Annotated in this window: 29 protein-coding genes and 3 pseudogenes; 8 read left to right on the forward strand and 24 right to left on the reverse strand. The window is 42.6% G+C overall.

The genetic code is table 11. The features are described from left to right. Positions 1-15: 15 nt before the first annotated feature. The 3 genes from H581_RS0126195 to H581_RS0126205 all read right to left on the reverse strand — a co-directional run bounded on the left by H581_RS0126195 (position 16) and on the right by H581_RS0126205 (position 2,821). Positions 16-1,074, reverse strand: a complete 1,059-nt coding sequence (locus H581_RS0126195; protein ID WP_028612584.1) for an alpha/beta fold hydrolase — start codon at positions 1,072-1,074, stop codon at positions 16-18. Positions 1,075-1,370: 296 nt separating this feature from the next. Beyond that, positions 1,371-1,922: a GNAT family N-acetyltransferase gene (locus H581_RS0126200; protein WP_028612585.1), complete on the reverse strand. Its 552-nt coding sequence runs from the start codon at positions 1,920-1,922 to the stop codon at positions 1,371-1,373. A 257-nt stretch (positions 1,923-2,179) separates the two neighbouring features. Then, on the reverse strand, positions 2,180-2,821 hold the full coding sequence (locus H581_RS0126205) for a hypothetical protein (RefSeq protein ID WP_028612586.1): 642 nt from the start codon (positions 2,819-2,821) through the stop codon (positions 2,180-2,182). A 416-nt stretch (positions 2,822-3,237) separates the two neighbouring features. Between H581_RS0126205 and H581_RS0126210 the strand changes: the two are divergent. Next, a pseudogene (locus tag H581_RS0126210) lies at positions 3,238-4,041 on the forward strand (IS110 family transposase); the annotation flags it as partial. Between the two features lie 237 nt (positions 4,042-4,278). Here H581_RS0126210 and H581_RS35460 read toward each other — a convergent pair. From H581_RS35460 to H581_RS0126250, 8 genes and pseudogenes are all read right to left on the reverse strand, one after another. Continuing rightward, a pseudogene (locus H581_RS35460) lies at positions 4,279-4,884 on the reverse strand (class I SAM-dependent methyltransferase); the annotation flags it as partial. 153 nt (positions 4,885-5,037) lie between these two features. Next, entirely contained in the window at positions 5,038-5,346 is a 309-nt protein-coding gene (locus H581_RS0126220; protein ID WP_028612588.1) for a hypothetical protein, read from the reverse strand. An 892-nt stretch (positions 5,347-6,238) separates the two neighbouring features. Continuing rightward, positions 6,239-6,742 carry a DinB family protein gene (locus H581_RS0126225; RefSeq protein ID WP_028612589.1) on the reverse strand — a complete coding sequence of 168 codons (504 nt, stop codon included), beginning with the start codon at positions 6,740-6,742 and terminating at the stop codon, positions 6,239-6,241. 107 nt (positions 6,743-6,849) lie between these two features. Next, positions 6,850-7,584 (reverse strand): helix-turn-helix transcriptional regulator, encoded by a 735-nt coding sequence (locus H581_RS35465; protein WP_051251385.1) that lies wholly within the window; start codon positions 7,582-7,584, stop codon positions 6,850-6,852. A 318-nt stretch (positions 7,585-7,902) separates the two neighbouring features. Further along, a complete protein-coding gene (locus H581_RS0126235) occupies positions 7,903-8,712 on the reverse strand; it encodes an alpha/beta fold hydrolase (RefSeq protein WP_028612590.1) in 810 nt (269 codons plus the stop codon). Positions 8,713-8,925: 213 nt separating this feature from the next. Continuing rightward, entirely contained in the window at positions 8,926-9,774 is an 849-nt protein-coding gene (locus tag H581_RS0126240; protein ID WP_028612591.1) for a prenyltransferase/squalene oxidase repeat-containing protein, read from the reverse strand. A 190-nt stretch (positions 9,775-9,964) separates the two neighbouring features. Continuing rightward, positions 9,965-10,834 (reverse strand): alpha/beta hydrolase family protein, encoded by an 870-nt coding sequence (locus H581_RS0126245; RefSeq protein ID WP_169507547.1) that lies wholly within the window; start codon positions 10,832-10,834, stop codon positions 9,965-9,967. 284 nt (positions 10,835-11,118) lie between these two features. Continuing rightward, positions 11,119-11,568, reverse strand: coding sequence for an NUDIX hydrolase (locus H581_RS0126250; RefSeq protein WP_028612593.1), 450 nt, complete (start codon positions 11,566-11,568; stop codon positions 11,119-11,121). Between the two features lie 220 nt (positions 11,569-11,788). On the opposite strand from H581_RS0126250, the gene H581_RS35470 reads away from it, so the two are divergent. Together H581_RS35470 and H581_RS0126260 are read left to right on the forward strand one after the other, a co-directional pair. Further along, the gene (locus H581_RS35470; RefSeq protein ID WP_051251386.1) at positions 11,789-12,226 is read left to right on the forward strand and encodes a DUF3888 domain-containing protein; all 438 of its coding nucleotides are present in this window, start codon (positions 11,789-11,791) and stop codon (positions 12,224-12,226) included. 242 nt (positions 12,227-12,468) lie between these two features. Next, complete coding sequence (locus H581_RS0126260) at positions 12,469-13,191, forward strand: P-loop NTPase family protein (RefSeq protein ID WP_028612594.1); 723 nt, start codon at positions 12,469-12,471, stop codon at positions 13,189-13,191. Positions 13,192-13,363: 172 nt separating this feature from the next. Here H581_RS0126260 and H581_RS0126265 read toward each other — a convergent pair whose 3' ends face one another. The 9 genes and pseudogenes from H581_RS0126265 to H581_RS35475 all read right to left on the reverse strand — a co-directional run. Then, the gene (locus tag H581_RS0126265; protein ID WP_245600159.1) at positions 13,364-13,987 is read right to left on the reverse strand and encodes a hypothetical protein; all 624 of its coding nucleotides are present in this window, start codon (positions 13,985-13,987) and stop codon (positions 13,364-13,366) included. Between the two features lie 109 nt (positions 13,988-14,096). Continuing rightward, positions 14,097-14,669 carry a hypothetical protein gene (locus H581_RS0126270; protein ID WP_028612596.1) on the reverse strand — a complete coding sequence of 191 codons (573 nt, stop codon included), beginning with the start codon at positions 14,667-14,669 and terminating at the stop codon, positions 14,097-14,099. A 791-nt stretch (positions 14,670-15,460) separates the two neighbouring features. Continuing rightward, a complete protein-coding gene (locus H581_RS0126275; RefSeq protein WP_028612597.1) occupies positions 15,461-16,282 on the reverse strand; it encodes an SDR family oxidoreductase in 822 nt (273 codons plus the stop codon). A gap of 168 nt (positions 16,283-16,450) precedes the next feature. Next, a complete protein-coding gene (locus H581_RS0126280; RefSeq protein ID WP_028612598.1) occupies positions 16,451-17,047 on the reverse strand; it encodes a TetR/AcrR family transcriptional regulator in 597 nt (198 codons plus the stop codon). A gap of 759 nt (positions 17,048-17,806) precedes the next feature. Further along, positions 17,807-18,418 (reverse strand): FMN-binding negative transcriptional regulator, encoded by a 612-nt coding sequence (locus H581_RS0126285; RefSeq protein ID WP_028612599.1) that lies wholly within the window; start codon positions 18,416-18,418, stop codon positions 17,807-17,809. 146 nt (positions 18,419-18,564) lie between these two features. After that, positions 18,565-19,083, reverse strand: coding sequence for a spermidine/spermine N(1)-acetyltransferase (gene paiA / locus H581_RS0126290; protein ID WP_028612600.1), 519 nt, complete (start codon positions 19,081-19,083; stop codon positions 18,565-18,567). Positions 19,084-19,106: 23 nt separating this feature from the next. Then, entirely contained in the window at positions 19,107-19,559 is a 453-nt protein-coding gene (locus H581_RS0126295; protein ID WP_028612601.1) for a MarR family winged helix-turn-helix transcriptional regulator, read from the reverse strand. Positions 19,560-20,194: 635 nt separating this feature from the next. Then, positions 20,195-20,623 carry a hypothetical protein gene (locus tag H581_RS0126305; protein ID WP_028612603.1) on the reverse strand — a complete coding sequence of 143 codons (429 nt, stop codon included), beginning with the start codon at positions 20,621-20,623 and terminating at the stop codon, positions 20,195-20,197. A gap of 96 nt (positions 20,624-20,719) precedes the next feature. Beyond that, positions 20,720-21,049: pseudogene (locus tag H581_RS35475) on the reverse strand (DinB family protein); the annotation flags it as partial. A 355-nt stretch (positions 21,050-21,404) separates the two neighbouring features. On the opposite strand from H581_RS35475, the gene H581_RS35480 reads away from it, so the two are divergent. Beyond that, a complete protein-coding gene (locus H581_RS35480) occupies positions 21,405-21,650 on the forward strand; it encodes a hypothetical protein (RefSeq protein WP_036720098.1) in 246 nt (81 codons plus the stop codon). 92 nt (positions 21,651-21,742) lie between these two features. Here the strand turns inward: H581_RS35480 and H581_RS39390 are convergent, their stop codons facing one another. Further along, positions 21,743-21,871 carry a hypothetical protein gene (locus tag H581_RS39390; RefSeq protein WP_281169573.1) on the reverse strand — a complete coding sequence of 43 codons (129 nt, stop codon included), beginning with the start codon at positions 21,869-21,871 and terminating at the stop codon, positions 21,743-21,745. Positions 21,872-21,997: 126 nt separating this feature from the next. Between H581_RS39390 and H581_RS0126325 the strand changes: the two genes are divergently transcribed. Together H581_RS0126325 and H581_RS0126330 are read left to right on the forward strand one after the other, a co-directional pair. Beyond that, positions 21,998-22,282 (forward strand): hypothetical protein, encoded by a 285-nt coding sequence (locus H581_RS0126325; RefSeq protein ID WP_028612604.1) that lies wholly within the window; start codon positions 21,998-22,000, stop codon positions 22,280-22,282. Beyond that, positions 22,263-22,580 carry a hypothetical protein gene (locus H581_RS0126330; protein ID WP_245600160.1) on the forward strand — a complete coding sequence of 106 codons (318 nt, stop codon included), beginning with the start codon at positions 22,263-22,265 and terminating at the stop codon, positions 22,578-22,580. The genes H581_RS0126325 and H581_RS0126330 overlap by 20 nt, the downstream gene beginning before the upstream one ends. 230 nt (positions 22,581-22,810) lie before the next feature. Here the strand turns inward: H581_RS0126330 and H581_RS0126335 are convergent, their stop codons facing one another. Beyond that, complete coding sequence (locus H581_RS0126335; RefSeq protein WP_028612606.1) at positions 22,811-23,221, reverse strand: hypothetical protein; 411 nt, start codon at positions 23,219-23,221, stop codon at positions 22,811-22,813. Between the two features lie 200 nt (positions 23,222-23,421). Next, entirely contained in the window at positions 23,422-23,787 is a 366-nt protein-coding gene (locus H581_RS39795) for a winged helix-turn-helix transcriptional regulator (protein ID WP_084134792.1), read from the reverse strand. Positions 23,788-23,914: 127 nt separating this feature from the next. Between H581_RS39795 and H581_RS0126340 the strand changes: the two genes are divergently transcribed. After that, the gene (locus tag H581_RS0126340; RefSeq protein WP_028612607.1) at positions 23,915-24,553 is read left to right on the forward strand and encodes an NADPH-dependent F420 reductase; all 639 of its coding nucleotides are present in this window, start codon (positions 23,915-23,917) and stop codon (positions 24,551-24,553) included. Between the two features lie 126 nt (positions 24,554-24,679). Here H581_RS0126340 and H581_RS0126345 read toward each other — a convergent pair whose 3' ends face one another. Continuing rightward, positions 24,680-25,225, reverse strand: a complete 546-nt coding sequence (locus H581_RS0126345; protein WP_051251388.1) for a DinB family protein — start codon at positions 25,223-25,225, stop codon at positions 24,680-24,682. A gap of 421 nt (positions 25,226-25,646) precedes the next feature. Between H581_RS0126345 and H581_RS0126350 the strand changes: the two genes are divergently transcribed. Next, on the forward strand, positions 25,647-26,864 hold the full coding sequence (locus H581_RS0126350) for a low temperature requirement protein A (protein WP_028612609.1): 1,218 nt from the start codon (positions 25,647-25,649) through the stop codon (positions 26,862-26,864). Positions 26,865-26,949: the final 85 nt, after the last annotated feature.

Here is a 26,949-nt window from a genome sequence, read left to right on the forward strand (position 1 = left end):
CGTACCATGAAATCTCTAAATTATCCCCTTTACAATTTCGTTCTCTGTTGCGGTTGCAAGAGGACGTATCCGCTTGATAAGTTCCTCCAGAAATTGCTCCGGGCGGGCAAAACAAGCAAGATGGCCGGCATTCCGAATTAGTACATATTCTTTGAAAGGAGCTTCAATCTTGTTGAAGTATGCTTTTGCCGTTGCAGTCGGCGTAATGATATCTTTATCGCCATGCATAATAAAGAACGGCAATTCAAAGCGCAGTCCAACCTTGTCGAAGTCAAAAGCCACTAACTCGTCAAAAAGGTGGCCAAGGGAGAATTTCATCCCTTTGAAAATATCGATGAGATCGCTGAACTTGTGTTCTGGGGAAGAGAGCATAGACGGCAATATGAGATCCATAATCATATTCGGCACGTCGTTGACCACTTTAACGAGGTATTGATTCCTCATTTCGAAATCCTCGCGGCTCCATCGTGTTGGATCCGGCCCCATTTTCTCGACCAATTGAACTCCTTTCGCATGGCCAACATTGCGGAAAGAGTCCACCGTCAACTGGTACGTGAGATGCTGAGGATCCGGAGAATTTTGATCGGTACCGACATAGGCATAAAAAAGGTCGGCACGCTGTTTCGCCATCATAATCCCGATCAGGCTTCCTACTGAACTGCCGATGAGAATCACTTTCTGCTGTCGGAGTTTGTTGCACAGGTACTCCGACAACTCGATCCCGTCCTGAACAAGGCGGTTAAAGGTGATAGTGCCGCTTCCTTCTTTTCCGTTCCTCGTGAACGTTTTGCCAGCGCCTCGCTGATCCCATTGAACGATGGTGAAACATCTCTCCCAAGAACGAAGCAAAGGACTGAAAATGGAGTATGGGGAAGCTGGTCCGCCATGGATGAACAATACAACGGGATTATGATAATCCTCTCCCCGTATTGTTACCCACTGGTCGATGCCGCCGATTCTAACGTAACGGCCTTCAACGATACGATTCGGCGTATGAATCTGAAGCAGCCTTGTATTTTTGCGTCGATTGCGATTTCGCAGAAATATATCAGGCAGGATGTTCGTTTTACTCATTCTTTGCATCTCCTTTTGAAATGAATAGCGAAACTTTTTTTGAGTGAGTCACTTACTCATTATTAAATTACAACATTCTCCTCTTATTGTCAATCGCGTGAAATAACAGCACTGTTGCCCCGTTAATGCCATCGATTGTCTAAAACTTTATCACTCGCAGGCTAAACCATCGCTTATCAAGACCTAAAATTAAAAAATCCAATAAAACCATGAAGGTTTACATATTATACATATCTAATATGTAAACCCGTTAGTTGAACGAATAAGGCTGCCATCGAGGGCAGCCTATGTTACTATTACGGATATAATTTCTCAAATTCGTTTTTAGTCAGGCCATAAATATATTCGTCATAGTGTAGACCTTTTGTAAAGACCATATCTCTTATTATTCCCTCTTGAATAAATCCAAGATGCTCCTGCAATGCTACAGATCCATCATTAAAGGCATAGACATGAGCGTTAACCTTCCGATATCGTAACTCTCCAAAGTAATATCGAAGTACTGCCTTTATTGCATCTGAAGCATAGCCATTACGCCATTGGTCTCGAAATATCGAGACTCCATATTTGAAAGTTCCATTTCGTGAATTGCAACTATTTGTGCTTATACTTCCGACAAGTGTTCCATCAAATGTTTCAATTGCCAAAAATACATTGTCCCCGTTTGAGGTATTAAGGGCTTGGCGTTCTGCCCACTGTCTTGTTCCTTCTTCTGATCTCGGAAAATGTATTTCATCACAAAGTCTAGCATTAACCGAATCCATATCATTGTTATGAAACTTGTCCCAGTCTGATGACAGAACTGGCCTTAACCTGACTTTCAAACCATCCCACGCATAATTGCTCATATATTGATCCTCCTTAATGATTCATTAAGCCCATTTCATCAGGCATAAGGGTGGAGATCCTACTCGAGGATCTGATTTAGTTATGACTACATTGTTCTCAATCCTTTCTAATATGGGAAATTGTAACATGGTGGAAATCAATTTGAATATGGCTTGGTTATGTAGGCATTAGCGTTATCTGCCAGTTAATTGAGTGAAAAAATGGAGCATCTGCACTGCGCTCCACTATCGTACCCGATAACATAAACCACGATTTGTCAGTTTACAGATAACTTAAATATCAAAGCCCATTTTGCGTTTTTCAATCCCTCCGGAGTTAAATCAATGGTTTCCCACTCATTCTTATCTGTGGCTTGCATCCCCCATACGGCAACCTCGTCATTTTCTGAGACATCCAAGCTTTTATTTAGTTGGATAGTATTGCTTCCTGTATTTCTAATATCACGATCGATGTATGTAATACTTGATGCCGTACCGTTTTTATTCGCAAAAGCTGTTGTGATCTCATACAGTGGTTTACTGCCTTCAATTGAAACTGTCTTAATCGATGCAATAAATTCGCCTTCATAGTCCTTTGTCTTATCTTGTGAATCCTGCATTGAGATACCAATGGAACTGTATGTCTTCGTTTTCGTTCCCTTTTCCCAAAGTTCAATTTTAGCAGAAATATCATTTTTGTTTCCGCCGTACTTCAATTTCACTGCACCCGACATCGTGCCAAGAAAAGGTTGGAATTTCCGTGCCTCTCCGGCAAATAAATCGATTGGCTCCACGTGCAAAGCAGTTCCTTCAACTTGTTTTGTTATTGCTGTTTCCGGTTGGTTGGATACATCCTTTGAGCATGCACACAGCATTGCAGCAGTAATAAGTATCAAACCGATAAGATTTAGCTTCTGCAAAATAATTTACACCCCTTCTTTTCACATTGTCTAATTTACCATTAACCAGGCCATAGTTAGAACACAATTTTTTAAGTATACTGCCTAGCTCAACGAAGCTGCCATTCTATGCCGGCAGCCTCACTGATTTTCTATCTTATCGAAATAAGAAATATAGAAGCGTTCCAATAACAAGCACACAGGTTCCGATTAAACTGGGATAACCAATAATGCCTCTTCCCAAGCGGTAATGACCTGCCAGTAAGAACCATTGAGGCTGCCATTCGTAGTTGCAGCCAACATGGAAGTATCGTTTCCCGTTAGAATTCTTATAAAACGAATAATTTGGAGTTTGAACAAAAACGAGCGCCTCTGTACGATGGGATTACACAAGGGGTCAAAAGCCCTTTAAATCCACATCAGGGGGTCGCTCTACTATGAAGTTTAAGGCACAAGACAAGCAAAATCAACTCATTGAAAACATTACCGTTCATCACCTAGTCGTAGGCGTAGATATCGCCCAGGAAGCTCACGTCGCTCGCGCTGTAAGCTTTCGGGGAATCGCTTTAGGCCATCCACTGGAGTTTGGCAGCCATCTTGAAGGGTTCAAACAGTTAGGCCGCTGGATTCAGGATTTACTCAAATCCTACAAGTTTAATAAAGTCATTGTTGGGATGGAACCTACTGGCCATTACTGGTTTAGCCTAGCACGTTGGCTTATCGATCAAGGCATTGAGGCTGTTCTGGTTAATCCACAGCTTGTTAAGAAGAACAAAGAAAACCGAGATAATACACCATCTAAAAGCGATCATAAAGACGCTTTAGTCATTGCAGATATGATTAAAAACGGGTATTACTCCCCCGTTCGTTTTCAGCCGGTAGCATACGAGGAGCTGCGTATTCTCATGGCAAATCGAGAAACCGTTACTAAGCGCCTTAACGCTGCAGTTAACCAGATTCATCGCTGGGTAGACATTGTCTTTCCTGAACTTCGTCAAGTTTTTAAAATCCTTACCTGCGCCAGTGCAATTGCTACGCTCAGACTCTTTCCATTGCCGAGTGATGTTCGTCGGTTAACGAGGGAGCAAGTCATTTCTGGATGGAAACAATTTATGAAGCGTCACGCCGGGGTTAAACGAGCGGATCGGCTCATTGCACTTGCTAAGTGCAGCGTCGGTACTACTCAAGCACTCCATGCTTACAAGCTTCATCTACAGCACCTGCTTGAAGAATACGACCTGCTTGTCGGTCTTGCAAAAAGCAACGAAACCTATTATTCAACCAGAGTTTTCCCACAGGTAGCATAAGAGATTGATTGTACCTCACCGGCTCAAGCATTCGCAGGATAATAAGAAGCACGGAGTATCGGGATACGTTACGCAAAAGGGCTATGACCCGTTCCGTTAAAAAAATCGACCTCCACCCCTTAGTTAAGATGTGACGAAGGAATGAAAGGGCTATGACCCGTTGAGACATGGGAGCGAATACCAAGATTCATCGAAATAACATTTTTTAAAAACAAGCCTATCATTTTCTACAGCAACACATTTGTGTATAGGGTGAGACCAGCTGAAAATAAATACCCCGTCTTTTTTTAGGTAAGAAGCAATGCGGCGAAAAGTCCCCTCAAGGTCGGCTGTCCAGCCTATGGCATAAATCGAATAAACAAAGTCAAAATAACTCTCTGGTATGCCACATTCTTCTTCCATGGGAGAACAGATTAATGTCGCTGAAAGACCACACGCCGTCAAATGCTGCTTTGTCTTTTCGATTTGGTTTTCCGATAAATCCATTCCCCATAGTTCAGATGCTTTGCGTTCCCCCAGATATTGCAAGGAGTGACCGCTTCCACATCCTATTTCTAGCATCTTTTTTCCTGAGACATCGCCAAAAAGCTTGCACTTTTCTTCCGAGACAAATGCTCCATAGAACGGAAGTGCGGTTTCTCCTAAAACATCAGTTCCTTTTGTATCCCAAAATAAACTATTTGTTTCATGAATACTACGCTTATCCATGTCGACCGAGATGGCGCCAACCTCACCACCGCCTATCATGTTTGTTCTATGAACAGAACTCTTGTCCATGCCGTCGTCCTCCCCAAAAAAGTCCCCTTTATTAGCACTTATATAATACCACATACTGGAACTGCTGCCCGTTACTTCAATGAGCATCAAAAAGGATCTGGCCTCGCGTCAGCTCCTCTACTATCGTGCCGTAATGAAATTCGTGAGTAATACCTACGGAATTACTTCGATTTTAATAGCTGTCACTTGTGGTATACCTGTTAATCTAACAAGTGCATCTGAGACCCAAGCTTTAATTCTTTGTCCTTTCTCCAATGCTCCAAAATCTAAGGATTGTTCTCGAGTGAGCCAAACTTTGTCCGGTTCACCTATTCTTGACTTATTCTTTTCAATCAACATGGTAATGTTATCTTCATCAACTTCTTCAATAATCCCTGTTAGGTATGATTGTTCCTGTTCTTGAGCACATCCCATGGTAACACTTAAAACGGAAACGAGTACAAATAATATAATTTCTTTCACTGTTAACCTCCTTGTTTTTAGCATAGAAAAAGCAGCCGGTCATTCTGGCGGGCTGCCGTCGTGTCTTGATTTCAACCAAAGAATTCGTTAGCATAGACCTTCTTTTTATGATTCATCTAAATACCTAGATCAATTCAACCCATAGCCAGTAAAATAAAAATGGAATTGTACAATCCAAAAGCACTAACAGTACAACGACCTTACTCTTTATTTCGTTTATCATACCTCCAATTGCTTGTTCAAACATCTAGTAATATGAACATCCTCAAACATTTGTTTCTAACCTTGGTGAAGTAAGTGATTCCATTTATTAAACTTCGGGTTTCCGTTACTTCAACGAGACCAGGGAGCAGCTGCCGCACCGATCTGCTCCCTGGTTATTGCGCTATCGTTCCCCATTAGGATTAATGAAGATTTAAGAACACACTTATCGAGCAAAAATACCTGCACTAATCAACAGAACAGCTCCAAAAAAAACAGATGTTGCAAATATGAGTAGATCACATTTATCTTTGTTTATAATCGCCCGAATTGTAATTAAGAAAAACAACATAAATAAAAAGGATAATAAGGCAAAGGGAATATCCAACTTGTTCCGCTCCATTCTAATAATATGATTCTTAAATATCTTAGAGTATTTTACTCAAATAAGCACTTGGATATATAAGTATTCTGAGGGAGCTAAATGCCATCGATAGTCTAAAACTTTATCACTCGCAGGCTATACCATCGCTTATCAAGACCTAATTTTTAAAAAATCAAATGAAATAAAGGGTTTCACATATTATGCATGGCTAACTTGAAAACTTATAAATTATAAACTTAAGATTGCCGTTCGGTAAATTCGCCGGACGATTGATCAAGAAAAAAGACCTCTCTCGAGGTCTTCCGGTCAAACAAGCGGAGCGTCCATTCCCATCGCGGCCCACTCTTCTCTGGCAGGGCCGTAAATCCCCGGAATCGTCAGACCAGCTTGCCGCATCAGGATCGTCAATTGGCCCCTGTGGTGAATTTCATGCTTCACAAATGCGTCTAGAGTGAATCCGTTCTTCCACGGATCCCCATACAAATTGACTTCCTCCAGCAAGGTCTCATCCGTCCATTGGGTGCGGATGGCCTCCAGCATGGATGAAACGGCGGTCCGGTAAGTAGATGCGATTTCGGCAGCCGATGCCGGCGACTCGGTGTGCTTGTATGGCGCATCGAACTTCAGGCCCGTTCGGTGAAGCATCTCCGGAACGGTAGTGACGATATGCCAGGCCAGTCTTCCAAGCGTCCGATAGCCGGGCAGCACTTCCTGCTTAAGAGATTCGTCGGTCAAGAGATCTAGCAGCTTCTGGGTTCCCTCCGCCTCGTATGTATAATCCGCAATAAAGCTTTGCAACGATGTGTACATCATCATTCCTCCTTTTTTTATCTGGACGGCAATCCGTCCAACAGCTATAGTATGGACCCTACCCACTGACAGCGTGTTGTCAGCAGGAAGTATGAAGTTATTGAAAATTACTTGTACAGCTCAACAACCCGCTTGGCTTGACCACTGATTTCCTCGGCCAGGGTTTCCGGCTCCAGCACATCGAGGTCTTCCAGACGCTCCTTCCGGCGGGGGAATACTTCCATATCGACCCGAAGCTGACGGATGCGAGACAGCTTGAACGTTCGATAATCCCTTCTGAGTCTGCAGTAAGCGTATAAGTACCAGGCGCTTCCTTTCCAGGCAAGCCCGATCGACTCTACGGCTCTCTCCTCCGTATCTCCTTCCGAACTTGAATAGGTAAGCCAAACCACATTCCGGTTCCGGGCGGCCAGCCGAAGCGCAGCCAGCTTGTCCTTATCCGCATCCACCCTCATCCACGGGTTCACGCCTATAATCAGCTGTTCTCTCTCCTCCTCCAAACGGTGTCGATCGGATTTGGCAAACAGCGCACTGATCTTGGCCAGCAAATGCTCCATTTGCTGGTCCTGCAAAGTAGACTGCATCCCTTTCAAGGCCGTTACAATAAACGAGAGGTCATCGTAGGTGACAATCTGTCTCTCTATACGAAACTCGTCCATAATCTCGTATCCGCCATCTACCCCCGCAAACGAGGCAACAGGCACTCCGGCAGCATTAATCGCCTCAATATCCCTGTATATAGTACGCAGCGAGACCTCAAACTGGCGGGCCAGTTCTTGAGCGCCTACTCTCTTGCGGCTGAGCAGCAGCATGGTAATACCCAACAATCGTTGGAGCTTCAATCATAGGACCTCCCAGAATAAGACTGTTACCATATATTACCAAATTAACTCGACTTTTTAAAGACTTCCTTCTGCTTATGGAACTTCAGGCAAGTATGCCAACAGCACGAAAAAGCCTCCCATATTGCGCACTGTTTATTGGGCGCTGGAGAGGATTGTATGGATGGCCCGTTTAACTGAATAAAGCTACCGATCATAATTGCTCGGCAGCTCTTTGTTATTGCACTATCGTACCCGTTAGTTCAACAACTATTGGGTTACTTGTGATACAGTTTTATCCGCTGACTGTACAAGTAGCGCTCTCCCCGTACTCTTGTTTTAAGCTAGAGCTTTTCCCAAAAACTCAAGCATTGGGAGGTTAAATTGTTCGGGCCTCTGCAGCGGTGCGAAATGACTCACACTGTGTAGGTTAACTAATTCCGCGTTTGGAATGCTTCGGGCAAGATACTCAGCGTGTTCGCGCATTATGAATTCATCATGCTCACTATGCACAATCGCAACTGGTACCCTGATCTGAGCCAAATCGTACGCCGAATAGTTTGGTTCCGTTTGCATCATGAGGCTGACCGCTTCAGAAAATGCCTCGAATTGATCCGGTGTGGCTGATAGCTGCGCATAGTCCTTCGCATGTCGGCGGAGACACCGGGCAAGGATCGGACTGATCTCCGTAATTTCCTTTGCACCGCTCGGATCCATGTTGCAGCCAAAGAAGAAGACACCAGCAACACGTGTCGGTGCTTTCATAGCAAGAATCATTGCGATGACAGCGCCGTCACTCCAGCCCACCAAACCCGCTTTCTCAAGGTGCAAAGCATCCATTACCGCCAAAACATCGGATGCCATCAATTCATACTTAAACGGTCGCTCATCGCGCGTGCTGCGGCCGTGGCCTCGGCTGTCTACCAAAACCGCACGATAGCCACTCTTCACCAGCGATGGAACTTGATAACCCCAATTGCCACTGTGGCCCAGGCCGCCATGAAGCAGGATCACGGCCGGTCCGGACCCGTAAGTGGCGTACCAGATTCGAGCACCGTCGTGTTCGAGATAGCCTTGATCAATCATGTCCGGCAGCGGTGCAGCTCCGTCCGCTTCAAACCTATAGAGAGCGTCGTCGTACGTATCCATATTAATCTCCTTTTTATCGAGTGGACTTTAATCAGCATCCATTATAGCACAGGATAAACTGGGAAATTTCTTATCGATTGCGGCATTGAACTTAACTCCCGTTACTTCAACGAATCAGGAGCAGGTCGCTACGGCGCCTGCTCCTGTTAATTATTCCGATGTCGTTCTGTACTCATGGATGTTTCCATCAGGCTCAGCAAAGAAAGCAGTTGTTTACCCTTCAATCATGGCGTGATGGTGCAATGCCCTCAATACATCCATTGTCCAAATGCTTTTCCAAATCCTTTGGCTTTCTGCATCCGTATTCCAGTTGAGAACGAAATTCCCCTCTTCGGATTGAGTTATTATTTCATTTTCTAGGCTGCGGATGACTTGGTGCTTTATTGTTTCATATAGCGGACTTTGGGGCGAATGAGCGAAGAAAAAAGGTTTTGCGCTGTATATTGTTGCCCATTTCGACTGATCCGTTTCGATGATCTCAAAAATGTCGGCTTTGAGCCAATCTAGGATTTCTGTCTTATACGGTTCGACGACTCGCGCGGCCAAACGAAGGAAGCAGAGAGCTTTCAAAAAATAAAATTGGTCATAAGTTTTTTTAGGATTTCGAATCGATGATAATGGGGTTTCAGTTACGGCTTCGAGAAAATCGTTTGGAACCAAGTCCCGATATTCGAAAAGAAATCCAACCAATTCAGCACCAGGGTTATCACCCCACCTGCTAGACGTTTCGTTGGGCCTAGGGTGCCAACATTTTAGGGAACAATCATAGGAATCAACAATGTATTGGATCCCCTTTTGAACAATTTCATCCCTGGATGTAGCCCCAACTTCACTGAGATATTGGAAAGCCATGGAGGTATCCATTGCATTGGTATAGATGGGATGCCCTTCACCCATATTTTTGAATCCGCCATCTTCACCCTGATAGTTACTTAGGACACGAAGTAACGCTTGAGAAGAACCTTTTTCGAAGTGAAAGCGAAATAGCTCTTGTTCGAGATCTCTCCCATTTTTCATTAAATAATTTTTTGCGGCTTCGAATTTTTCGAAAGAAAGTTTCAAGTGCTCTACCACCAATCTTATATATCTATTCCCAAACTCTTCTACATAATTGTCTAAAATCCTTCATTTTCGTTCTGGCACACTACTCCCGTAAGCACAAAGAAACGATGGATTGGCTCCATCGCTTATGTTTCAACTATCGTACCCGTAATAAAACTATGTATACCTCCTTGAGATATTCGGCTTACCCCTATATCGGTTCGATGGGATCCCCTTCAGAGTTAATCGGAATGACAGTGCTGAACTGCAGCGATATGGCAGGCGGCACGTGACCGCTTTGGAAGACCTCTTCCAAGAACGCGGTCGTGGCATCGACCGTAACGGCATGAACCGACACCGCATGATGGTCACTGTAGTGAAGAGGCACGTCCGAGAACGACATATGCTGCGCACCGTTCACCCGAAAGAAGCAGGCATTCGTTAGAGCCGTGAACGCATAACGCTGACCATCGATATAGTCATACGCTATTTTCTCGTTCATGGCCGCAGCCATCGCATCATAGGTCGAAGCTTCTTGTCGCAACAGTAAAACGGGAACAGAGGATGTTACGCCGTCCCGACGGAAGAGGTGAAAGCTAGGATCGAGGAGGATAGCGGCCTTTATACGATTGTTCAGCTTGGTCACTTCGAGGACGGCGGCGCCACCCAGCGAATGCCCGACTGCTGCAACGTTCTCCAGATCGATTAATCCTTTCAACTCAGGGTCGGACCGGTTTACAGTCTCGAGATATTCTATAACAGCGGTAATTGACTGGGAGCGGCCTTCCAGAAGACGGTACCAGCCATTATAATCGGAGCTCTTCAGCTCGGCCATTTCTTTCCCTTGTTTAATAAAGCTACCGTCAGGATATACGGTGAATACGGATTCGTGCGGGGCACTAATAGTGACGATAATATACCCCTTCGGTACAAGATTTGAGATGATCCTAAGATACATATCACGTTCCACGCCGAATCCCGGAGACCATAGAATAACCGGCAATGCCTCTCTTATTGTAGTTGCCGTTTCACCTGTCGTTATATCATCGGTGACGTTCAGTTTTTCGAGGTCTACGCCCATCTCCCTTAAAACGGAAGCTGCCTCTGCCTGACAAGGTGTATATAGGTCTATCCCTCTAAGAGGGCTCCCTCCGGACGAAGGGTAAAAAATGCTGATGGCGAGTCGTGGGTCTTGTTCCAAAACTCGTATGGTTCTCCCGATCATCTTATCGCTCCATTCGTGAATGCTTAAAACCCGTACCTACCATATAAACATTCCACTTATTGCCACGTTATCCTGCCTGTTACTTCTATGAGCATCAAAAAGGAGCTGTCCTCGCGGCAGCTCCCCCACTATCGTATCCGTTACTTCAATGAGTTGTATGTTTTTATGGTTTGTTTCCCTTGAAAATCGTACGGAATTACATCTGATTCAATTAGTTTTCTTATTCCGTGTTTATAATACGGCATTTTCTGATCAGCCTCATCAAGACCAACCCACTTTACCACGGCTATTTCATGTGGTCGTGTAATCATTATGTCTGTACTCTTTAGTTTTGCTTTAAACGTTACAAAGATTACGTGCTCACCTTTATCTTCAAAAAAGCATTCGTTTACTGCACTAATACCAAGTAATTCAACTTCGATACCTGTTTCTTCTCTTGCCTCTCTTATCGCCGCAGAAGACCATGATTCGTCGACCTCTACTGCACCACCAGGTAATGACCAACTTGAGGAGTGAATATTTCTAACGATTAATACCTTGTCTTGCTCCTCATTTGTAATTAGTGAATATGCCACATCAACTCTATACACGAATCAGCATCCTTCCACTATTTGGTTAGTTACGTATTCGATAAGTACTTGTTAAACCCTTCTGATTTACTAGCTGTCCATTAATGAAAACCGGGAGCAGTCTGCCGTGACTAAACTGCTCCCTGTTTATCCGTTTAGTAAATTAGATTATCATTCTTTAATAAATGCACCCCCCTAAGGGCAAAGTAATTGGAATACTGTGTAAAAAAGGGGGGATTAAATGAACCAGATTATCGCTTTAATGTTAGCCATATCGTTTATTATGCCACAAACTAACGCCCAAGCAGCACCTCAACCAACCCATGATTCGACACAACTTAGAGTAGAAGACATGCTTATGCTTTTTCTAACCCCCAATAATTATGAAGTAGTTGGAGACTTTTATTATCCTAATATTCTAAAGTTGAAGCCCGAAATTGAGCCGTGGCACATTACTGTTGTTGAAAGCAATAGATTGAATGGATTTCGTGGTTTTATATTCTCAATAACGATTGAGGTAGAACCTACCCTGGGACATCATGTTCCTGTAGGGAAGGACCGTATTACTTATCAAATATCTGTGGGACCTACGGTGAAATTGGTAAACTACACCCATTTAGCCACATATGAATTACCTTCAGATTTGCACGAATATGTAGCTTTTGAAGAAGTTTACTGAGCTCTAGTTTCACAATACTGCAGTTAGTAGCAAAGGCTGCCGATCATGCCGGCAGCCTTTGTATGTGTTTATTGAGCTATAGTACCCGTTAGCGCAACAAAGTTTCGCTCACATAGTCGGGGATGGGACAATGCTCTTAACTCAAAACAGAAGGCACATACGCCCCAGTCAATAGAGGAAATTTCCCCCTGCTGTCGAAAGTATGATCAATAGACTTACCATAGGAGGCATTCAGAACATCCATGAACGAAAACCGACGCTCGCCAGCCATCCATTCGCAGAAACGATTGCTAGTTATAGACGGTATCCCTGGCTCCGGAAAAACGACGGCGGCAATTCGCATACATAACCTGCTAACAGCGCAAGGCGTACGCGCAAGATGCCTGCTTGAGCTGGAAGAGAATCACCCGTTGCTGCCGCCCATGGAGCATTACTATGCGTTGAATACCGCCGAAGGCGCCGATGCCTTCATTCGGCAGCTAGTCGACCGGTACGGCCGGTTCGTCGAGGAGCAGTTGAACTCCCCCGAGGACATCGTCATTATTGAAAGCGTCCTTTTCCAAGATGTCATCAGCGTCTCGCATCTGCAAAGCATGAATATCGCGCAGCTCCAAAGCTTTACCGAATCGCTGCAGCGGCTGTTGATGCCGCTGAACCCTCACCTGATCTACTATTACCACGCCGATGTCGAAGGGCAGTGGCGATACATATGCGGTATACGTGGTAACGAATGGGGACCTGTCTCCTTTAAATCGGACGAAGATTTCGTTCAAGCTGGCGAGGTGTGGAGCGCAAGTCAGGCGTTCGTCCGCACGGCCATCGATGCGTGGCTGATCCCGAAGTTGATCATCGAGAACAAGAATTATACGTGGGCAGAGTATGACGAGCGGATTGACGGCTTTGTGTCGGAATCGTTGCTAAAAGCAAGCGCCAGCCCTGCAATAAACAGAATTCGCCATTCGTAACGGCGAACGTTCAAACCAACCGTCATGAACATGCGATTAAATGGAAAAAGGACTGGCCCGAACTTCCTTTGGTCGTCGAGCACTAACTATCCTGTCCGTTCGTAGTAAAACTGCCTTCGATCCTACGGCAGCTTCATTGAGCTTTTGTATCCGTTAGTTCAATAGCTTTCGCTCATTCTTTGTCTTCAGCAACAAATACTAAGTTCAAGTCATCTTTATGGATAAATATGTTTTCATATATATTCCCTTTAGCGGTCCCCCCTATCTCGGTGCTTACGATTTCGACTTCAACATGATCAAAATGGACACTAGTTGTTTGCTCCTTCTTAATTCCACCAGTCAAAAAGTTCACACCATCACTGAACGATTTGAAAATAATAAGTTTACTTTCAAAGTATTGTTTATCTATATTCAACCACTCAAAATTTTTGAAGACAGAAACAGTGGATCGTTGGGGAATGCATTCAATATGGCAAATTCCACGATACGAAGGGAGAGTATACATATACGCGTGTACATTATTTGGAGTCATAGTTATACCGTATTTAAAGGAAAATGATTCATACACCATCTCATAAAATAACGGAATTACAATATCATCCCATGCATCATAACCAAATGCGTGAATAGGTATTAAATGGGGGTATAGGCTTGTTAACGCATTACTAAAGTTTATAAGTATTTCAGTATCCGAGATCTCGTTTAATCCTAGTTCGATCTCATGGTCAAAGAGCTTTGAATTTCTCCGATCGATCAATATACCATCCCTTTCTGTATGGTCACATTTAACAAACATAGGTAACCTCGTCTTACTGCGTATTGAACTATCGTACCCGTTAACATCCATGCCGCTTACGCGACACCACAGATTATGGAAGCAATTGCGTTCTTCCATGGGAGCGTAATTATTGTTTGCTTTGAAGAAATTCTTGAATTTCTGTTGCAGCACGGTAAGCTCGTTGAATGGCCTCGGAAGGAATATAAAAATCAGGATCTCCACCAAGTAATATACGGATTGAAGGTGCTTTAAGGCTTTCACGTACTTCCGTTAGAAAAAATAAAATTTGTTTAAGTACATCTTTTTGTTCTGAGGTAAGAGCACCCTCTACCTGATAAGCGGCTTCTATTTCTCTAAGGGTTTGAGAATGAGATATATCGAATAAGGTTTTTGTGATTTCCAGCCATTCATTCGAATATTCCGGGTGGAGGTGCACTGTTGGCTCTAATATTCTGTATGTCGCAAATATATTGGAGGAGGTTTCTCTTAAGGACATGCCGGTTTGCTCACCTTTAATAGCGTTATCCAAATAAAACATTGTTTCAATTAAATGGCTCCTTCCATTAGCCACACTTGCTCCTAGAACGTTCGTGATTCTATCTGATTGTTCATTATTTAGTTTCAATTGGAACAAATTTAGTAAAACGGAAATGATCAACAAAACTGCAAAAACCAAAGGTACCAATCGAAAAGTTCGCATTATTATCAACTCCTAATCTTAACAGCTTCAATCACTTACCAACCTGCCGGATATTTGATTTGTACTATTGACAACAATAGATTGATTTCAATTTTTTACCAACTATTCTTAAATGAAAATCTGCTTTCTAATTATCCCAGAATATAACAACTTTGTTTATTGGTAATTGATTCCTCTTAACTAAACTGCCAAATAACCTAACGCCTCGCCTATCAGTACATATGTACAAAATTTCTTATTTTGTAAAGATATAAAAGAGCTGCCACGGCAGCTCCTTCAACTTTACACTTGAATAGTAACAACACGATACTATATCCTTCTTATACCACAGTAATAACACGAAAAACAGAAGTTTCAGAGCGAAAACGAGTTATAACTTATGTAATAACACGAAAAAGCGTTCGATATTTTGAGATTAAAGCGACCACAAAACTGCTTGAATTGGGCAATAAAAAAAGCCGCCCATTAGGACGACTCACTTTAGTGTAAACCCTATAATTGTCGCAGCTTGCCGAATTATTTACTCCCGACGCTACATTCGAAGCCTTCGATGAGCAAGGAAACTTGCGCGTGAATGAAAGGCCATTAAGAGATTCAAGAAACCATTAATGACAATGTAGGTCCGGCGCAGCCGAACCATCATATCTTCTCACACGAAATAGACGTCATGTCGGCAACGACGGCGAAGGCGGTATTAATATATTGGTGTTCTCGTCAATAAACTCATGTTGTCCATATCCACTTCATGCGAATATTTAGACTGCGACCGGCTTGACACCGGCAACTGAGACTTACTTATAGTTCGACGCGATCGTTTCCAGATATTGCTCAATCGGAACCGAATTCCGTAGCGCCAATAAGCTGTTTCCAGCTTCGCCGACGACAGTTCGAAATTGATTGCTTTCCCCGGTGGCTTGCGCAGCGATGGCATCTACGATCGTTTGCGGGTCATCAAGTTGATCTTCAGGCGAATTTTCCATCAAATTGCCTACCTTTTTCATCAGATCATCGTAAGCTTTAACGTTCTCGTCCTTGTTCCAGATGACGCTATGCACGAAATTATTTCCTTTGGAGCCACCTTGCTCGATAAGCCGAAGCTCGATGTTCAATGGTTTGAGCTCGTAATAGAGGCCTTCCGTCAAACCTTCCAAAGCAAACTTGGACATGTTATATAGAGATCCCAACGGGACAGCTGTCGTTACGCCCATAAAGGAGCTGATATTAATAAACATTCCGCCGCCTTCTGCTCTGAAATGGGGCAGGAATTTGCGAATGACATTGATCGGGCCGCGGACATTCACGGCAAACTGCCAATCGATAGTACCCTCTTCGGCTAATTCAAGCGCCCCGTAAGATCCCATCCCCGCATTGTTAACAACAACGTCGATTTTCCCAAAGGCTTCAATCGCATCGTTTACAGCCTTTTGGACTTCCTCCACATTCGTGACATCCAGCTTGAAGATTTTAATATTGTCATGTGTGGTAAGTTCTGTTTCTTTCTCCGGCGTGCGCATTGTCGCGGCTACGTTCCAGCCAAGCTTTGCAAAATGGATCGCCGTCAATTTCCCCAGTCCTGAGCTTGTTCCGGTAATAAAAATCGTCTTCTTTTCCATAGTTGAAATCCCTCCATTATTTATTCTGCAATTGTTCACTTCAGTCGGATTCAAGCATATTAATCACGCTTCTGATATGAGCTAGCACCATTCTTTGCGACCAACAATCTTCATCAAATATATATCGAACGTTCGATCTAAATTTTGCGAAAAGAATCGGGCCGAACCTTAATCGTTCCAACCCTTTTCTTGGATTACTGCGTTCCAGCAAAAGAGAATTGCTTGATCCGCGACATCATCTGTCAGTTCCAGCATATCCTGTTGATGACTCTTAAGGAGATAGACAATGGAGCCGTAGTGCATCTGCACCATCATTTGAGGCTGTAATCGAACGAATACACCTTCCTCAATTGCCTGCTGATACAGCTTCTCCAGTGGTCCGCACCAGCCGTCCCTATAAGCCTCTAGCTTGGATTGCTCGTAAATATAGGGAGAAAACGAATACTGCTCAATGAACCGAAACCCCTTCGGGTACTTAATGCCCAGCTCAATTAAGTTTCGCCAAACCTTGCGAAATTGCGTCAGAATTGAATTGGCTTTGTTCATGTCCTTCATCACGAACTCTCCATTAAATCGCACGATCGCCTTGTACAGTTCGTTAATAATATCTTCCTTGCTGCTGAAGTAGTGATAAATGTTTCCAGTGGAAACACCGGAAACCTTTGCGATTAGCGACATGGATGTCGCCTGAAGCTCCTTGTCGATAATCAGATGCAGCGTTGTCTCCAGAACGGCCTGCTGCACCTTGTTATATTGCTCGAACATGCACCCATCCTCCTTTCGCCTAGAATGATTAGAACGATCGTTCGATCTAATCATAATGCACGACGCGTCCGCTGTCAACCGTCTGGATAAGCAGCGTAAATCTATGGAATGTTTGACCCGCCGTCGCTAACCTGTCGTTTGGCACAATAAACAGCCGTACTGTCAGTTCTTTGTTTTCGAAGGTACTAAACTGCGCGCAGCCGGCGATCCCTTTTCACTATTTTAACCCGTTACTTTAATAGAGCAAATGGAGCCGCGTGCAGCTCCATTCTAACGTATCCTGTTAGTTTAAGATAAGAAAGAACCTTCGGGATTTATTGCGGCGGTTGAAAAACGTCAAACATATTTCCAATAGGATCGTAAAACGTAAAGAAGCTTCCATGTCCTTCAACAACGATAGGACTTATTTTCGCATCAAGTTGTGATAGAAAATTTTGAAATCCTTGAATGTCCTTAACACGAAATCCGATTGTGTAATGATCTTGACCATTTACCTTGAATGTGGCTGCGGTATCATCATTTGTCTTTACTAAAAATAAACTAGGACCCATAGAAAAATCTACAAAAGCAAGATCATCGTTAAGTAGTACTAGTTTTGCGTTCTAAAGTAACTGTATTCGCTATTAACCAATATTTCACTTCCCAATGCACACTACTTAATTTAAGTTAACTGCCAGTTAGTTGAGAAAACGGCAGCTACTAATACCGGCTGCCGTATCTTCTTGTTTATTGCTATCGTACCCGTCCAATTACCTAAAGTTATTTTTTTAGGTTTGCTTTCATAAGAGAGGCAATCTTTTGTTCGTCTCCATTCTGAATCCGTTCCAGTTGATTAATGACAAGTTCTTGCCTTTGTACGGAATGATTTTGACTTAACTTTGCTTTTCCCTCTATCTTGTCGATTCTTATTTTGAATCCTTGAACCCCTTTATTCAGCCCAGCGATAAAGTCTGTGTCTACATCTTGCAATCTATATGAACTATCAGGGGCTTCATACTTCAATACCATTTCATGCAAGGAATCCATTAACTCCTTTTCATCATCAATAAGTTTGACTTCGCCGTATACATGAACAGTCAAATAATTCCATGTTGGAACTGCTTTATTTGTTTCATACCATGAAGGAGAGATATAGCAATGCGGACCATGAAAAATGGCTAAAACAATTTGATTGCTAATATCCTTCCACTGAGGATTCGGACGTGCAAAATGCCCATATAAGTATTTGTTCTCCTTATCCAAAATTAATGGTAAATGAGTAGCGAAGGGCACTCCATTTTGGTGTGAAAATAGTGTTGCAAAGCTATGTGCTTTGATAACGTCGTAAGCGCCTTTTATTTTATCAATGTGAAAATGTGAAGGAATATACATGGTTTTCTCCTCCTCGTTGTCGTTTGCTCTTATAACAAATCTTTCCTTTGCTTAATGACAGAAGGAGCAACTGCCGTGGCGGCAAACTGCTCCCTGGATCGCTGAACTAACGTTCGCCGTTTTCTGAATATCATTCCAGAGAAATGTTATATAAGGGTTTTGCTCATTATAAAATCTATTTGTTCTTCATCCCCCATATAGAAAGAGTGGGCTCCCGTTTGAACAAAGTCCATTCTTTTATAAAAGGTAATTGCTCTCTCATTTTTTTCCCAAACCCCTAGCCAGATCTTCTCTTTATTCCGTTCTATCGCTATTTCTATTGCTTTATTTATTAGATTTTTCCCAAGCCCCTGTTCATGAAATTTTTTCCTTATATAAATCCTCTCGATTTCAAGCGTATCATTGCCCATTTTTTCAGTTTGAGCATTATTGGTGTTTATCTTTAAATACCCGGCAATTTCCTCATTAGAATAAATAAAATAGAATTCCGAAGAGATATTTGATAATTCTTCTTCTAATTGTTTTAAGTTACATGCTTTTTCCAAGTAGGCTTTCACATTTTCAGGTGAATTTTGATTCTTAAATGTCTCATTAAATGTTTTAACACTAATTTCTTGAAGTAATCCTAGATCTTCAAATGTGCATTTTTTTATATTTATAGTCAATTTATTTGTCCTCCTTTACTAAATCAATAATTTCTCTTGTTTCCCTTTTTTACAAGCTCCCAGTCTTTTTCTACATTTTTTTTGACTCTTTGCAGCAGGTTAAAAATCGTTTCCACTTCACTTTCGGAGAATCCAGATAGTGCGGTCATATTGGAATAATCGTTTTCCTTTTTTATAAAAGGGTAAACAGTCTTCCCTTTCTCTGTAGGAAATAGTTTTTTAATTTTTTTGTTATATTGATCGTCATTCTTTTCAATAAATCCATTAATCTCCAATTTCTTTATAGCACGAGCAGCTGTTGTTCGGTCTACCTTTATCGTTTCAGCTAACTTTTCTTGAATAATTCCTGGATTTTCAACTATTCGCACGAGGTACAAATACTGCCCTTTTGTAAGGTCAAATTCTTTGAATTCTATATTGCTTATAGAATCTAATGCCCTGGCAATCATTCCAATTTCACGTAGAATTTCCTTCATATACAACTCCGCTAATTTTGAATTTTCAAATGTGGTAAGAAAATAGTACATTATTTTTGTTGCATTTACAACAAAATTTCTGCAGACTTTTCCATACAAACTTGCCGGTTAGCCATCCATGCCGCTCACACGACACCGCAGATTATGAGAAAAATTGCGTTTTTCCATGGGGGCGTGATGAAGGACTACCATGCGGTAGCCCTTTCTGTGTTCAACTATCGTGTCCCGTTATTGTAAATCGATCTACTCAACGTACTGTGAAGTGCCATGTGCCACTAACTTATTTCCACTGACCGATAACGACAGACATCATTCCCTGGTGCAGTTCCGTTTCACATAAAAAAATGGATGGCCCTGAATGGAGCGAAAGAATAGTCATTTTATTGTCCGGTCGTTTCCAATGTACCTCGAATCCCAGATTACCCATATATTCAGTAGATTCCTCAAGATTTTTAACTGGAACTTGCAAGAACGAAACACTTTTAAGTATCGACTCTACCAAATTAATTCCCCCATCCACTATCCGTGACGTTCAAAATTTACTATACCAACTGTGTTTCTCATTCTGGATAAGGTTACTAAGATTTACCCGCCAGCTCAACGACTGCCAAGCGAATCTACCTGTTAGTAAGAAGTTAAACTTGCCTTTTCCATACTACAACCATTAAATATCCCAATACTATACCGCTCACCATCATGGCTTCGTCGAAGTTCTTATTTAAGGTTTGTGAAAAAGGTAATGAAATTACGGTCCCGGAATAAAACAGCACAGGGAAGAACAGCACATACAAGGCCGGGACTCCGATGATCACCAGCGCTATCAAATCCAGCCTCCACGCTCCGTGTTTATGGAACTCTTTATATAGACGGGGTAACCCCAGCAGAAGGCCAAGAACTACAGGGAATAAGATAGCCAGTAACAGCGTTTCTTGAATGTCCGTGTTGAACGTTTTTTGTGCTTCTAACATTATGGAATGCTTCCATTCAACACCACCGATAAATACTGTAAAAAACAAGGCCACAAAAACCATTAACGACAGCATTCTCTTTATTATAGGATTCATGCCATTCCTCCGGATCTACAGAAATTCATTCAATTCTTATTTGCCTTTCTAATCCCTGCAAAGTTACGTTTAGCTTAATGCGGCGGTGTCATCCGGTTAAAACAATCCCCGGCGAATGAGATTAGCCGTCACGGGGACTTTGCCCACTTCCCTTGGCCATACGGATAATTGACCAATATGACGGATTTCATGGGAGATAACATGCCGCATGACTTCTCCATATTTGAAGTTAACGGGATCCCCCTCTGGCGTTAATTCCGATAACTCCTTCAATTCCATTTCATTGGTCCACGACATGACAAAAGGACGAACTTCCTCGTGGAACCTGGCAGATAAATCCGTTACTTTCTGCAGGCTGGCATAGTTTTCGAATGGCTCAGTGAACTCCGGCTTCCCTTGCAGACTAGATATCCAGCTGAATTCCACAAGCATAAAAAAGACCACGGGCAATCAGCCCGTAGCCAGAAGGTTGCGGACACGCGCACCGCGTATCCTAAGCGCAAAACTGTTCCGTAATGGGGGCTAGTTGCGGTACAACATCTATACGATTTTTATTCATAGCTCCCACCTCCTTTGTCGATTCCATAATCTTACATGACGACTTCCGGAACGTCAACATCTTTTGCCCATCGGGAGAACAGACTACAAAGAAAGCAGCAGGACCTAATCAAATTTTCGATGCCTGCTTGCAAAGAATCAATATGATGGTATAAATCCTTCCTTTACCAAGCAAATTAAACAAATGGATAAATGGCATGAGACTTTAGGAGGCTAGATCAACATGAATACATTTAATGATACCGAAGACCGGAAAGACGGTGTTCAGAAGGATGTTTATGGGGTTCTTAGGGCGGAGACGGAAGTTGATTCCGACGTTAATGAGGACCGCAACCGGGAACAGCAATTGGACGACTCTTTCCAGGATTGGTACCGCAATATCGGATATTGGGTTCAGCAAAAAGAAGATATGACCCAGGTGCCGAAGTCAAACGTCTTTGATGATTTACCTGATAAAGAAACCGAATAAATGTACGATGAATGTGAGCAAGGATGATGACTTTTTTGTTTATGGGACCAAGTTCTTGGTATATGGAGCTTGATCCCAATTTCCACTAATGCTTATTTATTATTTAGATTCCTTAAAACCATCGGCATCTTTTTTGCCTTCTTCGTTAACTTCTTCTCTGACTTGTAATTAGGATTCGCCGATTTAAACCTCGCCGCATCCATTCCGTCCATGATGTTCATCTTAATACCTCCTTTGGTTAACTGTTATTGTCTCCTTATTTAATTACAAAATGGGTTCCAAATACTGTTGCGGCAGCAATAAATGTTCTACTTTTGGGTATCATAAGCCCAAGGTGGTGTATGAGAATGTGGATTATAAAGACCGAGCATAAAAGAGATGCAGACGGCGGAACTGCAGCGCTAGAACTCGAAACAGAAGATAAACGTTTTGATGTAAATATAAGATGGGATGGCTGCGCTGAGATCCATGTATATTCAATAACGGAAGAAAATCGTGAAATCAATGACACCTTCCATACTTGTGATTTAAAAGGATTTATCGATGTGTTGCAGTCGCTCAACAGCGTATGTAAAGAATACTTTGGTGAAGGAAGCTATTGGGAGGACACTCATGATGTTGAATTTGTCTGAACTCGGAAATCTTCACGCCGATATCCAAGCCGTTCACGAGATTGTCCAAACACTAAAGGTTATAATCGATGGTAAAGAAATTGAAATTGAAATCCTTAGAAATCAGGACGGTCATTATTTTTATGAGCTAAGCCATTACTATAAAGACGCGGATAAAACCGATCCCCACGATCCATCGGGGAATAGTTTTTCATCTGTTGAAGAAGCGGCGCGAGGAGCACTCCGCCGCGCTACGATGTTTTACCGGAGTACGGATGAAGGTGGAGCTTGGGTGAGAAATGAGTCTTTCACTCCATAGAAATATACGGCACCGAATATCAGAAGACACCATTAAGGTGTCTTATTTGCTTGAAATGTACCCCAGAACGATCAGACGCTATATACGTGATAAACAACTTAAAGCTTCACAAGTTGGTGGGGAATGTGCTTGATTGCTACCTCAACACCTTGATTATAATTGTATGAGAATACCATTCCTGGAGGGGTAATATTAGCTCAGCGTTATCCATCTACACAGTAATTTCTTCGTCATTCTTTACCACCTAATGAACGAATGAATAAGATTCCGGAAAACGCTGTAAGAAGTGCTCGAATTTCTGATTTCCACAACATATCAATATAAAAAGGGTGGCCGAGTCCAATTCGTTGCACCCAATACAAACTTGGAATAAAGGTTATTATTGCTAGAATAATCGCGAATATAAAGAGTTGAAAATTAACATTTATTTGACCCTTTATTACCCTGTATAAAGCTTTCCACTCCATAAGGATTCCAAAAACGAAGAACAACACACTCATCCGGATATAAGTACTTATTGACGAACTATAACTTAGTGAATTTTTTGCTTCTTGTATTTTATAATAAGTTTCATTCATCAAGTAAAGCGAAGATAATATGCCGATTAAAATGATTACAGAAAAACCAAGTTTATGTTTCAAAACATCGCCTCCTTAATAATTTTCTTTTCGGTTCAGTACAATGCATTCCTGCCAGTTAGCTTAACGATCACATATGAAGCAAAACAAGAGGAGATGCGGATCTCCTCTTGTTTGTAAGCAGCTATTTAATGATTTACCACGTTAACCAACCACTGGTTCGCTGATAGCCACGTAATAATTCATATTCTGCTGTATTGCAACTAAATGAGTGGCTGGGGTCTTCTGCAACTACTGTTTTCACTTTTATTCGATAAGATGTGCTTTTCGCCCCAATCACTCATTTTATCAAGAAACACAATCATCGATCTTCCAGACGATGTCAACATATATTCTACTCTCGGCCGGGGTTCAGGGTATGATTTCCTTTCGATGATTCCATCACGCTCAAGTTCGCGAAGCTGTTCCGTTAGTATTTTTTTCGAAATAGACGGTAAATGCCGCAGTAATCCACTATAACGCACTGGTATGTTATTTTTATATAAGTATCGAAAGATCGGAATTTTCCATCTCCCGCTTAACATCGTAAATACAACCTCTACCGGGCACTCATTAAGTCGGACAGGCATTTGCTCACCTCATTTTTACCAACATTATAACCCATATCATAACCCGTATGGTTGGATACTTAAAAGTGCCTTATTGTTCATCATTCATAAAGTTCATATAATCTCGCGTAGAGAGGAGTGAATGTGAATGAAAATTGGAATCCTTGGAGCTGGAAATGTAGGAAGAATTTTAGGGGAGGGATTTGTTAATTCAGGTCATCTTGTTTTAATCAGCAGCCGAGAACCGCATAACTCGAAACATGTTTCTTGGAAGCAAGTTGTAGGCCAATCCGGGGACATTACATCATTTGAAGAAGCCGCCCAGTTTGGGGAGATCATCATTATAGCACTCCCTTGGTCTTGTTTAAAAGATGTGCTTGAAACGATCGATCCCGTCTATCTAAAAAATAAGACGGTGATTGATGTAAGCAACGCCGTACATTTCGACAACGGTCCGCGCTTACTCCTCCAAGATACATCGGCTGGGGTAATCGTCCAGAAGTTATTGCCGGAAAGTCATGTTGTTAAAACACTCAATACAATCAGCGACAAAATCATGACTCATCCAAATTTCATAGAAGGTTCGCCAATCATGTTTATGTGTGGAAACGATAATCCATCTAAAGATCAGGTCAGAGCTCTGCTGAAAGATATTGGTTGGACAACAGTTATTGACTTAGGTGACATACGGCAAAGCCTTCTGCAAGAATCAATCATGCTTGCATGTGTAATTAGTGAAAATCAATTACAATCGTCAGGATCTGCATTTGCTTTGTTAAGACATTAAATTATTGAATTTCAGCGTACTCTAGCCCGAATTAACGGGACTGCTGTTATCGTCGCGCGGCAGTCCCATAATGGAGAATATTCAACTCGTTTCCCGTCATTATCACAGTTGTAAACAATGCTTTGATTATTTCTTTTGAGAGGCATAAAGAAACCGACAGTATCCGATTTCAGCAGCATTCTTCATCAGTTCAAGATTTAGCCATCCTGCAAACTCATGAAATGGCTTATCGATGAAAGGCCATCTTGTTCGTTCACTAGAAAGAAGCTCATCATCCGGTAACTCAGCCACTGCAGCTTCCCATTTATCACGCAAACGGATTATGGTTTCCTTCGTATCTTTTATATTGCCAGGACAACTAACTTCTTCACGAGATAGCGTCCCATCTCCAAACGAATAGTCAAGAGCCATTGACCACCAAAAGGTAATATGCCAGGTTAACCAAGCAATATTAGCCGGTCCAATATCGTATGCCTCTGATTCCGGCCAATCTGCGCGCCAGACGCCTGATTCATTAGAAACATGGAGTCCTTTTGCGGCAGGTCGCCAGTGATACTCGTCGTCTGTTAGACCTGTAAGATGAATGTCAAGTATTTGCCATGAGATTTGCAATTGAAAGTTTAGTGTATCCCGGATGCTGCTTGTTGACTTCTGAATATTATTATCGTTCATTTCCCCCGCCTCCAATTAGGTGTATAAAACAAACATATAGATATAAAGTTTGTTTATTAACAAACATTTTACTTTTATTAACAACACTCCACCTAAACAACTACAAAATTAGTTTGTTCATTATTGCATAAAAAGCCTGTTCAACAAATCTGCCAGTTAGACTTTATAAAATGAGCAGGCGCCGCAGCGTTCATAATCTGATTCTCGATATTCCCCATCATTTACTCCCATACAATTCTATGATTAAAGTATCACCCTAGAATAACATCCTATTTCCTCAAGTGAGATGCTCTTCAAATCAATCACTTTCGATACATCTACTTCCATTTGTGGCGATGACTTTTTTATTATCACGTGATACAATCAGGACGGAATCCATGGAAATAAGGGTTTGATTCCATGATGGACAAGGAGAGAAAGTATGAAGAGGTTGACTTCAGAAGCAGTGTTATTTCGCAGCAGGGGCAACAGCGACTCAGGGAAAGTATCTTTTATTGAATTGTTTTTTGACTTAATCTTTGTCTTTGCGGTTACCCAGTTATCCCATTCCTTTCTGGAGAACTTTACTTGGGTAGGTGCAGTCCAACTCGGGCTTCTGACAATGGCCATTTGGTGGGTCTGGATATTCACCGCATGGGTGATGAACTGGTTGAATCCGGAAACTACCCGTGTACGTTCTATGCTCATTGGGCTCATGCTGATTGGGCTGATCATGTCGGCCTCGATACCGGAAGCTTTTGAGAAATCAGGGCTTTATTTTGCATCCGCCTACGCCTTGTTCCAAGTGGGGAGAACCGCTTATACCGTCTGGGTACTTCGTAAAGGCTCGACAGAGCTTCGCATCAACTTCATCCGCATTCTTAGTTGGCTGAGCTTATCTGGGATCTTCTGGGTTGCTGGGGGGATTGCACATGAGCAAACTCGGCTGGTGCTATGGTGCATTGCGTTGTTCATAGAATACATCGCCCCCTCCATGGGCTTCTGGTTGCCTAAGATCGGCAGAACCCCAACCACAGTTTGGAATGTGGAAGGATCCCATATGGCGGAGCGATGCGGATTGTTCATGATTATTGCTCTGGGTGAATCGATTCTGATTACAGGGGCGACCTTCGCTGGGCTTGAATGGAATGTCCTTACGCTAAGTTCATTTGCTACCGCCTTCCTTAGCACAGTCGCCATGTGGTGGATTTATTTTGATGTAACAGCCAAAACAGGACATCACTTCATTGCTCATTCCGCCGACCCCGGCAGAGTTGCCCGTTCCGCCTATACCTATACTCATCTACTCTTGGTTGCAGGCATCATCTTATCTGCCGTAGCGGCTGAACTGCTGCTCGCGCATCCAATCGGCCACTTAGATACCAAGACCGCTGCCGTCATACTAGCAGGTCCAGCCCTATATTTGCTCGGTAATATGTTGTTCATGCGTATTGTAGCAGGTGTCGTCTCTGCGCCCTATATAGCAGGTATAATCATGCTGGTTATTCTATTTCCTTTTGCCACCAGTATATCTGCCCTGCTCTTATCCATCATCGCAACTGTTACGCTTATTGTCGTCTCCATTTGGGGCTCCGTTTTCACTGAACGACTTTGCCAAACAAAGCCACTCCTGGGGAACCATAGAATAGAATCGCTTTAGAACTGTAGCGCATTATCGTGTATGCCTCGCGCCGACCAAGGCAACGGCAACAGCCAACAGGACCAATTAGGAATCACCTCCTTTT

The sequence above is a fragment of the Paenibacillus harenae DSM 16969 genome (assembly GCF_000422465.1).
GTDB lineage: Bacteria > Bacillota > Bacilli > Paenibacillales > Paenibacillaceae > Pristimantibacillus > Pristimantibacillus harenae.